The organism is Thermostilla marina (assembly GCF_054657455.1).
The window spans coordinates 1,684,508-1,696,439 of sequence record NZ_BAAHYR010000001.1 but is presented as its reverse complement, the minus strand read 5'-3'; the positions used below and the strand labels follow the sequence as shown (position 1 = coordinate 1,696,439).

Here is an 11,932-nt window from a genome sequence, read left to right as displayed (position 1 = left end):
ATTTGGGAAGGATAACCGAGACATCGATCACCGGATCGCGTTCGTTTTTCGGCATGCCATAGCGGGAGGAACGTTACCGGGAATCCGCTCCGGCGTCAATCGCAATCAAGCCGCCCTCCCGGCGAGTTCCAATCGTTGCCGTTCACTCTGCAAGCGGCGCAATTGTCGGCGCCAAGCCCACCAAAGCACGACTCCGTACACGGGCAAGGTGGCCACATTGGCCCACAGGATCGCCCAAGCGGCACCATGAAGCCCGCCCGTAGCCCCTCCGACCGCGACGCCTCGCCCTACCATCAGCGGCACCAACAGCAACAGCCATGCGATCGTCACCCCGCGAATGACCATGTGCAATCGGAAGCATCGCGTAGCATCCACCGCTCGGCCGAAAACCGCCGTGACGTACATCGCACCGCCCGCGAGGAACAACAACAGCGCCAGATCCAATTGATCGGCCACCAGGGGGCCAAGCGCAAGGTGCAACACGGCGCGGCCATACAGAAACAGTCCCGCGTATCCACCAATCGTCAGCAGGAAGACGACCCCCAAATAGCGCACCAACAAGCGCGTATACGCCGAAAGATTGCCCGCGTCGAACAGTCGCACGAGGCGAGGACTCATCGAACCGCCGAGCGCCGATACGACCAACATCCCCGCACCGGCCAACGACAGCAAGGTACCGAAAACGGCCAGCGCCTCGTCCGACAACCAAGCGTCGACGAAATATCGCGGCACGGCGGTAATCAAGTTGAGTTCCATCGCGACCACCCCCAACGGCAACGACAAAGCCAGCAACGTCAGCCATTGTCGCGTGGGGCGGCAGAATCCCACGTATTCGTCGGGCGATTCGCTCAATGCACCGCCGGCCGGTGCGTCGTCGGTCATTGTCCGGCAAACCGACAGCAACTTCTGCGCGTGCGGTCGATCCCAGGTGAAGAACACCAACACCGAAGCCGCCGCAAATCCCATCAAGCCGACGGTCAGACTCCCCGTCGCCAAGACGCCGACCACCAAGGCCGCAAGTTCCAACCCGTTGCGCCACAACAGCCCCAGGCCGATGTAGTCCATCCGCTCTTCACGTTGGAAAGCCCCTTGCACGATTTCCGACAAGGTGTCGAACACGCGGGCGATCCCGTAGAACAACAAGGGCACCATCCGTTCGGAGCCGTACCCCGCCCCAAGCCCCAACCCCAGCGCCGCCGCGTAGGCGATGACGGTACACACGCCCAACATGCTGAAGTACGTCTGAAAGGGATACTTCCGCTGTACGTCGTGGATCAACGTGGCGCGCAGTCCCAATCCGGCCAACCCGAAGATCGGCGCCGTCAAGGCACTCAAGGCCACCAACACGGCGACCGGACCGGTCATTCCCAGCTTCAACAGCAGAGCGAACATCCCGACGCGGGCACCGAGCCGACTCCCTTGGCCGAGCGTCATCCACAAGAAATTGTGCCGAATCGACAATCGGCGGTAGCCGTCCGATGCAGCCGGTGCATTGCGAGGTAGTGCGTCGCCGTTCGGTAAAGTCGATCGGCTGCCCCGCAATCGCCTTTCCCGCAAGTCGCGGAATCGGTGTCGGCCTTCCTTGACCGTCGGATGATCGAGCGTACTCACAGCCCCCCCAAAAACAAAAGTGCTCGCAAAGCGAAAAAGTCATCCGGCATCTCAACTGGGAATCAAGCCTCACAAATCTGGCAAAACGCATAATCCCGGTCAATATCAATCTCGCCGAAACCACCGCAACCTCCGCCTTTTGCTCAATCCTCCGAGTAATCCCCTTTCCGCACCGTCGTTCAGCCCCGAGAACGCAAAAACAAAAAGGATAGGCAATACAGCGAATACAACCAAACTGTAAGGCCACCATGAAAAACATTAAAGTTCACTCGTTGCTCGAAAACGGTAATCCTGGCAAAATCGGAGGCAACGACGCTTCACCAGGAGACCGGCACGATGCCTCATCATCACCGTCGGCGGTGCCGCCGATTGGGCATGGAATGTCTCGAAGTCCGCCTTGCGCCCGCGGCGGTCGGTATGGAAGCGGTGTTCCCGCCGCCGGCCCCGACCGGTCAAGTCGTTGCTTCCGAGGGGACATTCGCTACCGCCTCCCTCGCCGCCGATTTCGCTTGGCTACGTGACCGATATGCCCTGGACGGCGCCGGACAAACGGTCGTCGTCATCGATACGGGCATCGCAGCCGAACATCTTGCGTTGGCGCGGGACGGTGCTCCGGTGGTCGTCGGCGGATACGATTTCTCCGGCACCGGAGATCCCGATTTCGACGACGAACCGCCTAACGGTTCGCACGGAACGCACGTTGCCGGCATCTTGGCATCTCAAGACACACGCGCCCCCGGCCTGGTTCCCGGCGTCGATCTGATCGCCCTTCGCGTTTTCGAAACGTCGGGGCGCGCTTCGGTCGCCAACGTCGAAGAGGCGCTTTCGTGGGTTCACCTGCATCGGAACGACTTTCGCTACCCCGTCACGACGGTAAACATCTCACTGGGGCTCGAGCAGAACGATCCGGTTGCATCAAACACGGCACCGTTCGAAGACGAACTGTCGCTATTGGAGTCCGACGGTATCGTCGTGGTTGCCGCAGCGGGAAACTCGTTTCTCACGTACCAAACGCCCGGCTTGAACTACCCGGCGTCCAGCGCGACGGTCGTCGCCGCAATGTCGACCGACGGAAGAGGCAACCTAAGCTACTACTCGCAGCGCAGCGAGACAGCAATCGCCGCTCCGGGCCAAAGCGTGCTGAGTACCGTGCCCGACTATCTCGGAAACGGAAACGGCATCGACGACGACTTCGTCCGTTTCTCCGGTACCAGCATGGCGGCACCGGCGGTGTCCGCAGCGGCCGTCGTCGTGCGGCAAGCAGCTTCGCAGGCCGGGCGAAACCTCAGTCCGCGGGAAATTCGTGATACGCTGTTCGCGACGGCCGACCCCATCTACGATCCGATTACCCAGGCAACTTACAAACGGTTGAACGTCGTTCGAGCCGTCGAGTCCGTTCTTCCCGCCGATATGTTCGGCGACACACCCGCAACCGCCGGCAGCATCGATCCATATCTCACAGTAACACCCGACGGGATCCAAGGAACCTGGAACGGCACGCTCGGGAACGGCGACCGCGACTATTTCACGTGGACGCCTCCGGGTGCCGGGCGATTGGAAGTCACCCTCGAGTCCCCCTTATCCGCTGCCGAGTGGTTGCTGCCCGACGGTCGTCTCCTAAGCGCCGACGGGCAAGCTTGGACATTTGACACGGCCAAGAACACCCCCATCTCGTTCGCACTGATTACCGGCGACGGTGTTGTGCCGGGTGCATACCGTGTGCGAATGACATGGGCGCCCGCACCGTCCGAACCGATCGGCTCGTACCGGCAAGCATCGGTCACAGTGATCGGCCGGCAAACGACGTTCACCGTCACCGCCACACTCGACGGCTGGCTTAGCGTCGATGCACGGTTCGACGCAATTGCCGGGGACGTCGATCTCGAGGTGTTCGACGCCGCGGGCGACCGCATCGGAGGGAGCTACGGTTTGACCGGCGTCGAGCGAGTCGATGTCCCCGCCCGCGCAGGAGAAACATACACCATCCAACTGATCTCCATGGGCAACGCGCCTGTTCCGGTCCGATTGACGACGGCGAATGTCCTTCGTCGCGAGGGCGACCAGGTAGCGGTCGTGGGAACCGAAAATGCCGACACGATTCGAATCGACGCCGGCGACTTGGTTTCCGACGGGTCACTCGTCGTGCATTTCGGCGATCTCGCCTATCATCTCGCTCCGATGAACGGCTCGCCGAACTGGCACGTCACGATCGATTCCGGAGGCGGCGACGACCGCCTCGAACTGGTCGGTTCCGCAGGGCAAGACTTCGTCGACATGCAAGTCGGAAACACTCGCTGGACGAGCTCGGGCTTGACGCTCGAGGCCGAAGGATTCCTGTTCCAATCGGCCGTCGGCGGCGGAGGCGACGACGTCGCATCGTTGTACGACACACCGGGCGACGATCATTACAAGGCTCGGCCGTTTTCCGCATCGCTTGAGCCTCGCGACGGCGCCGGTTATCGCATCGATGTCGACGGATTTCGCTACATCCACGCCTACAAGACCGCCGGAGGTATCGACGTCGCCGAGTTGTTCGATTCGCCGGGCGACGATCGTTTCATCGCCACGCCGATATACGGACGGCTGTTTTCCGACGATTACGTGGTGCGTGCGAAATTCTTCGACTACGTACACGCCTACGCAAGCGAGGGCATCGACACCGCAACACTTTACGCCGCCTCGGTTGCGGCTTCGGTCGATCGCTACCGGCTTTTTACAAAGATCACCGATGTTGCCGGACTCCGACGCGCCAAATATTTCGACGCAGTCCACGTCCGGCAAGTGGAAGATTCAGATAGGCTCTACCCAACGGTCCGCACAAACGATTGAGCGCAGCCGGTCTTCCGCGATCTCAAGTGAAACCGGCCGTCAGGCAGCCTTGCGAGAATCGACAACGGCAGTGGACCGTTCCGTCTTGTTCCCGTATCCGGGCACGCATTCCCGCAGCCGATCGACGACCGATTCGGGAAGCGTCTCCGCCGTATCGACCAGATCCTCGACCCATCGGCGGACGAGGGCAATGTCGAGTCGCGGGCTGTCGGCGATCATGATCTTCGGATGACGAGTCGGCAGGGCCGTTTCACCGTCGGCGCGAAGTTCCTCGTAGAGTTTTTCACCCGGTCGCAAACCGACGACTTCGATTTCGATATCCTGCCCCACGCGCAACCCCGACAGCCGGATCATCTCCTCGGCCAGATCGATGATCCGAACCGGCTCTCCCATATCGAGTACGAGGATTTCTCCGCTGCGACCGATGACGCCGGCCTGAATCACCAGTTGCGCCGCCTCGGGAATCGTCATGAAAAAGCGTTCCATGCGGGGATCGGTGATCGTAATCGGACCACCGGCATCGATCTGGCGACGGAATACTTGAACGACGCTTCCGGCCGAGTCGAGCACGTTTCCGAAACGAACGGTCACAAAGCGACAACGTCGTTCGACCTGGGCCAGCGACTGAACGTACATTTCGGCCATGCGTTTGCATGCGCCCATCACGCTGGTCGGGTTCACCGCCTTGTCGGTCGACACCATCACGAACGATCGAACACCGAATTGCGGAGCCAGGTCGGCCAAGGTTTTCGTCGCCAAGACGATGTTCTTGACGGCCTCGCCCGGATGGGACTCCATCAGCGGCACGTGCTTGTACGCCGCGGCATGAAATACGATCTCGGGCGCAAAACGGCGAAAGACCTGCTGCATGCGGCGGCGATCGAGCACATCGGCCACCACGATTTCCAACCGAATGTTTCCGGCGATCGGGGCCAATTCCTGTTCCAGGAAGAATTGCCCTGTCTCGCTGCGATCGACCAGTACGATCCGCTCGGGCGAAAACCGCAGCAACTGACGGCAAATCTCGGATCCGATACTGCCCGCACTCCCCGTCACCAACAGGGTGCGCCCGTCGATCCACTCCCGAATCTCATCCAGATTCAGCTCGACCGGTTCCCGCCGCAGCAGGTCGTTGATCGAAACAGGCCGCGGACGCAACGTCACCTGTCCGCTCAGCAGCTCGGCATAGCTCGGCAACACGCTGACTTCCAAGTTACACCGTCGGGCCTCATCGACCAGCGCGCGAATCTCCTTCCCCGTAAGGGCCTCCTTTGTAATCAGGATGTGCTCGACACCATGCCGAACCGCGAGACGACACGTATCGGTGAGTACACCGAGGACGGGAACACCGCCGATCCGATCCCCGATCGAGCGGGCATCACGGCCGATAAAACCGACGACCCGATAAGGCGTGCGCGTACCGCGATAGATCGAGCGCAAGAGCGTTTCGCCCGTCCCGTTGACGCCCACAATCAAGGCAGTCGGGCGCCCCTTTCCGGGAAACAGGGCCAGAAAATTGCGTTCTTTGGCCACCCGCAGCGCTGCCCGCACACCGCCGACCAAAACGACCGTCGTTCCCCAATTCAGCAGCAAGACGCTCCGTGGAACGACGTGCGGCGGAATGAACAGGCGATCGAACAATGCCATGCAGAACATGCCGATCGTTGCCGCTTGCACCAAGGCGACCAGGTCGTAGAAATTGACGTATCGGTTCCACGCACGATGAACGCGGAACAACATGAAGGCGCCCGCTTCGATTGCCAGCGAGGTCGGAAGCGTACTCCAAAAATGCTCCCATTGTCGCGGTCCGAACTGGCCCTCGAACCGCAACCAAAAGCTGATGTAGTAGGCGACAGCCAGAATCGGGAGCAAGACGGCCAATCCGCACAAATTGCGCCACACCGTCGCGATCCAGCGTGCCCCACGCGGTCGGCTGTTCGACGCTCTTCTTCCTTCGTTTGTTAGCCGGGACGCCGACAATGCCAGCTCCTCCTTGAACTGTGCCGTCCAGCAGCCGTCGCACGCGAATGCCGCGAATTCCGCCGAGAAGTTCGCCTGATCGCGTGCCTTTGCTTGCATGTCCGAAGGCAGTCTCTCCCCCGACCGAACTACCTTCCTTGGCTTCGGTCACTCTCGGCGATCAAACCTTCGCAAAAATCGGCGATTCGTTCCAGAGCGATTTGCCTGTGGGGAAATCGAAGGGTAGCCGATCTTCTGCGATCAGCGCGGGATGGGGGCATCCAATCGCGCGGCACGCTCCAGTTCGGCCTTCATCCGTTTTTCGCGGATCTCCAGAAGCTCCCTTCGCAGCCCCTGGTGGCCCGGTTGACGCTGAACGAGCCACCGCAACTGTTTCTCGGCTTCCTCGTACTTCCCGTTTTTTTCGAGGCACTGCGCCAAATAGCGACGGACACGGTAGCTTCCCGGGTCGAGTTCGAGCGCCCGGTACGCGTATTGCAAAGCTTCTTCCGGTCGATTCAGCTCGAGCAGCACGTAATGCGCGTCGATCAACAAATCGGCCGCTTCGCTGCGAGGCGCCTTTTCGATCGCGGCAACCAGCTTTTCCAAAAAATATTCCAACAACGGCCGGTACTCCTCCGGCTCGAACCGTTCCCGATATTGCCGGTACATATAACGCGTAATCTCGAGGTCGGGCTGGAATTCACTGAGAAACACCTGGGCTTGCGCAGCGGGACCGGCCATGTCCGCGGTCTTCACGAAGCGATCGACCAGCAGAAATCGTGCGGGTCGGTCGGCGCGGTACGCACGCCGCCACATTTCCAAGCACCGATCCAGGTCACCGGCCACGGCGGCTTCCTCGGCCGCCTGCATGAGAACGTCGGCATCGTACGGTTTGACGGAAACCGCCTGGTCGACCAACGCTCGCTTGATCGCAGGCGTCGCCCCCCGCAGAAAGCACGTATCGGCCAGCGTCATGTACGCGATTCCTTGCAAAGGACACACTCGCACGGCCGCCAAGGCCTCGGCGAAGGCCGGTTTCAGGTACCGCACGTTCTCGCCGATCGCCCGTTTCAGCCAGACTTCGAGTTCTTCTTGCGAACCGAACTGCGATTGCATGACGGCATCGCAGATTTGATCGACCGGCATCGGGTTCGGTGCATCGACCTGGGCCAACATAAACACGCGCAGGTACATTCGCGCCAACGCCGCATGCGCCTGGCTATGCGCCGGATCGAGCCGCACGACCTCCTCCAACTCGCGAATCAATCGTTCTTGGTAGGCGATCACGGCTCGCCGTCGCTGCTGCGGCGTCTCTGGGACGGCCTCCGGGGCAGCAGTATCTTCATCCTTATTGTCCGCATCGCCGTCATTTTTCGTTTCGCCGCTCCCGGAATCGCCGGCAACAGGGCCGTTGCTATCCGGAGCCAAAAGCGCTTCCAACTCGGCATCGTCGAAGGCATGCGATCGACATAAGACAAGATACCGATGCCAGTGCGATTCGGCTCTCGCCGGTCCCAAGCGATCGGAAACCAGCACAGCGCCAAGTACGGCAATCGTCCCGGCGACCGATCCCCAAGCAACGGCGGAAAGCTTCCTTTCCTGCGTCTGCGCGCGTGCCGAGCCGTCATTTCGCTCTCGGCGTGCCGCGTTGTTCGCCAACCGGAACAAGCACGCAATCAAGATCGCCGTCACCGCGGCCAAGGCCGGAACGTACCACACGAAATCGGCCAAGCTGTGCAGCAAACTGACGACCACGACGGCCGTAAGAATGGCCCCTGCCAGGCGCGCCCCCGAATCGAGTCGTGCACCGCGGATCGCCCAAATCGCCCGTCCAAGCAAGAAGACGGTTGCCGCCAACAGGCACACGCCCGGTAAACCGAGTTCCAGGGCGATTTGCAGATAGCCGTTTTCGGCATGCGTTTGGAAGTGATTCGACGGTCGCCACGGTCGATACAACTCGTACACGTGCCGGAAACTTCCCGCCCCGCTGCCGGTGCCACCAAAATCGGCGATCGCGGCAAGCGTGTTCTTCCAAACCGTCGTCCTCGTGCCGTAACGATCGATCTTCTCCCAAGACAATGTCGCCACGCTCTCGAACCGTCCGGTCAGCTCGGCGTATCCGTAGATCCCCAACGCGATGCCGATCAGCCCGGCCACGATCAAGAACGCAATCAGGAACCGGCCCTCGATGCGTCTTGTTCGATAGGCGGCAGACAACACGATCGCCAGCGCCGCGAGAAATACGGCAATGCCTCCGCGCGACAATGTCAACAAACAGGCGAAAGCGACGATACCGACGACAATCGTTCTTCCGGCATATCCCAAGTGAAAGGCGTTCGGCGGTCCGAAATCACTGCTCACTCGCCGCTCGCGTGCGTGCCGCTTCGCCTCCAATGCCCACCACACCAGCGGCCCCGCCGCCAACGCTAGAAAATGGGCAAAATGGTTCCGTGAGGTAAACCATCCTTTGACGGCATCATCGAGCTTGGCGTACGGGTGCTGATAAAACCAAAAATATTTTCCGTTGCCGGCGAAGTATTGGATCAGTGCGAACACGCTTGCCCCAATCGCGGCATACGCCAACCACCGAAAGATGCGTTCGATGTCTTCTCGGCGTCGCACACGCTGATACGTTACCCAGAAAATCAGCGAGTACGCCGTGAACAAGATCCAGTCGATCCGGGTTTCTGTGGGGGTCAGCGTCAAGCGATTCCACAGCCCCAAACGGATCGGCGCGTCGCTGTCCGAGGTCCACAGCGTGAGAATTCGGTGGGCTTGCGGCGTGAAGACCGCCCACCAATCCGCGGGCAGCGGCATCATCTGGATCAACACCCAAGCCGAACCGCCGAGCAAAATCCATTCGGCTCCCGAGAATTCGAGCCGGCCGCCGCGCAGTGCCTGCCGCAAACACCATGCGACGGTCATCGTCGCCGCCAGTGCGATCAGCAACACGTGCCCCCACGCGCTGCGCCCGCCGAACAGAACCGGCACGGCGAAGATGCATCCCGCCGTCGCCGCATCAACGATGCGCAACAGGAACCGCTCGGCCCATTCGCCGACGGAAGCGGCAGATCGCTCGTGTTCCCATCCGAAGCCCATCGACATCGGCTACGGTCGTATTCCTTGTTCCACGTTCCTACTTGAGCTTCCGCCTGAATCGAATCGCCGTTTTCTTCATGGAGCGGGAGCGTCTCGATGGTTGACGGGACGCCGCGGTTCATCAAGCGACCCGTCGCGGCACGATGCCTTCGTCGTCATCGAACGGAACACCGTCCGCCGAGACGGTATCTTCACCCTCATCACGGCCGTGATAATCGTATGCCGAATCGTAGGCGTCGTATCCCGGTACGCGCTCCTTGGCCGTCCGGTTGACGACCGCGCCGATCAAACGAATCTTCACAACGGCCAGATATTCCGCCGCCCGCAAGATCACGCGGCGACGGTTCTTTTCCGGTTGGACGACCAGCAACACGCCGTCGGCCAATCGTCCGAGGATCGCCGTATCGCCCGCAGCCAGAACAGGCGGCGAATCGATCACGACCTGGTCATACACGTTCTCGATCCAGGCCAGCAGTTCCGCCAATCGGGAACCGCTGAGTAATTCGGCGGGATGCAACGCGCGGGGACCGGCGGGGAGAACGTCCAAGTTCTCGATTCCGGTCGACCGAATGGTTTTCACGGCAGCTTCTTCGATCGGCTCATCGGTTTGCAACGCGCGAGACAACCCCGCTTCGCCGCGGAAACCAAGCATGGCGGTCAATCCGGGACGTCGCAGGTCGCCGTCGATCAGCAGCGTCTTCTTACCCGCCTGCGCGAACGCGGCCGCCAGGTTGGCTGCGACGGTCGACTTACCGTCTCCCGGTTCCGTACTCGACACGACGATCGTATCCGCATCGCTTTCCGACAGGGCCAAAGCCGTGCGCAACGTGCGGAACCCTTCGCTTTCGGGGCTGTCGGGTTCGGCAACCACCTGGAGCGATTTCGGCCCGAGAAATTCGCGCGGCTTCATACGGCGGATGACGGCCATCACCGGCGTGCGCAACTGCAATTGCATTTCTTCGATCGAGCGGAAGCGATCGTCCAACGTGTCGAGAACATACACACCTGCGAACCCGATCCCCAAACCGACGAACACGATCATGAACAAAGTCCGCGGCAAGCTGGGCGAAACCGGTGAATCGTTTCGTTTCGGGGGCGAGGTAAGCGCCGTACGCAAATCGTTGCTCAGGTCGATGGTCGAAATCCGCTTGACCAGCGCCGTGTATAGTTCGCGCAACCCGGCAATGTCGTTCTTGAGGATTTCGACCTGGGCCAAGCGACCGGTGAGTTGCCCCGCCTCGCGCCGCGCTGCTTCGTACTGCGCCGAGAGTGATGTTTCTTTCTGATACACCTCGGCCAATCGCTGCCGCATGAACGCGATCAACATCGGCCCCAATCGCGAATCCTGCAATTCGGCCATCCGCCGTTCGATCCGAGATTGAAACCCGGCGATGTATTGTTGCGACAATGCGATCCGCCGCTTGAGTGCTTGAACGCGAGGATGATTATCACCCAAACCGCCTTCGTACAAACTTTCCAAAAGCGCCTGGTCTTGAATCAATTGGCGTTCCATGGCCAATTGCGACGACGCCTCTTGGCTGTTGAAGCCGAGACTGTTCAGCAACAACTCGCGGCCGACCTCGTCGGACATGCTCAGGATATACTGGCGCAAATCTTGACGGTCGCGAACGGCCCGTTCCAGCGCGGCAAGCGACGCCGACAATTCAACACGCTGTTTTTGAACGGCGATCAGCGATTTGTTGAACTCCATGGCCCGCTGGACCAAGGGATGGACGGATTCGTCCTCCAGCCCGACATCCAGCGCTCCGATCTCCTCGCTGAGCAACTGAAGCTCGTGCTCCCTTTCGGCCAATTGCCGCATCAAGTCGTCTTTTTCTTTGGTGAGCACCTCGACGATTTCCGCCGTCGTCCCCTGGTGCATGCGATCCATGAAATCGAGATACGATTCGACGATCGCATTGACCATTTGGACCGCCAGCTCAGGATCTTTCGACTGGTACTCCAAGACGATGATGTTCGTCTTGTTGAGCACTTTCGAGCTCAAGTTCTTGCGGACGATGTCGATCCACTTCGCCCGGGCTTCCTCCGGCAAGTCGATGCCTCGCAATTCGGGCGGCACCCGCGCAATCGCTCCCCGAATCACCTCGTCGCTGACGATCAGATTCTGAAAAGTAGGCATTAGATTCCCGTCTTCGCCCTGCGAGCGTAACGTGGGCGACAACGTGGCGTCACCGGTCTGCATGACCAGCAATTCGGCCTTGGCCGAATAGTAGCGGGTTGCCGTGGCGTAATAGAGTCCGCCCAACAAGGCGCACACCGCCAACGAGAGCACGACCAAGTACATTCGTTGCCGAACCGCCCATGCGAACTGCATGGCCGCATGAACGATATGGGTCGTGGGCTGGCTCGCCGCTGCGCCGGGAACCGTCGTCGGTATCTCCATGGTTATCGATCTCCGGGGCGAAAACGG

General features: G+C 60.6%; 5 protein-coding genes. 1 reads left to right on the top strand and 4 read right to left on the bottom strand.

Annotation, left to right across the window (positions count from 1 at the left end):
- Nucleotides 1–105: 105 nt before the first annotated feature.
- A complete protein-coding gene (locus tag ACYQ2I_RS06095; protein WP_460166114.1) occupies nucleotides 106–1,611 on the bottom strand; it encodes a lipopolysaccharide biosynthesis protein in 1,506 nt (501 codons plus the stop codon).
- Nucleotides 1,612–1,947: 336 nt separating this feature from the next.
- Here ACYQ2I_RS06095 and ACYQ2I_RS06090 point away from each other — a divergent pair, with 336 nt between their 5' ends.
- Nucleotides 1,948–4,440, top strand: a complete 2,493-nt coding sequence (locus tag ACYQ2I_RS06090) for a S8 family peptidase (protein WP_460166113.1) — start codon at nucleotides 1,948–1,950, stop codon at nucleotides 4,438–4,440.
- A gap of 39 nt (nucleotides 4,441–4,479) precedes the next feature.
- On the opposite strand, the gene ACYQ2I_RS06085 is transcribed toward ACYQ2I_RS06090, so the two are convergent.
- The 3 genes from ACYQ2I_RS06085 to ACYQ2I_RS06075 all read right to left on the bottom strand — a co-directional run bounded on the left by ACYQ2I_RS06085 (nucleotide 4,480) and on the right by ACYQ2I_RS06075 (nucleotide 11,905).
- Nucleotides 4,480–6,519, bottom strand: a complete 2,040-nt coding sequence (locus tag ACYQ2I_RS06085; RefSeq protein ID WP_460166112.1) for a polysaccharide biosynthesis protein — start codon at nucleotides 6,517–6,519, stop codon at nucleotides 4,480–4,482.
- A 141-nt stretch (nucleotides 6,520–6,660) separates the two neighbouring features.
- Nucleotides 6,661–9,507, bottom strand: a complete 2,847-nt coding sequence (locus ACYQ2I_RS06080; RefSeq protein WP_460166111.1) for an O-antigen ligase family protein — start codon at nucleotides 9,505–9,507, stop codon at nucleotides 6,661–6,663.
- Between the two features lie 115 nt (nucleotides 9,508–9,622).
- A complete protein-coding gene (locus tag ACYQ2I_RS06075; RefSeq protein WP_460166110.1) occupies nucleotides 9,623–11,905 on the bottom strand; it encodes a GumC family protein in 2,283 nt (760 codons plus the stop codon).
- Nucleotides 11,906–11,932: the final 27 nt, after the last annotated feature.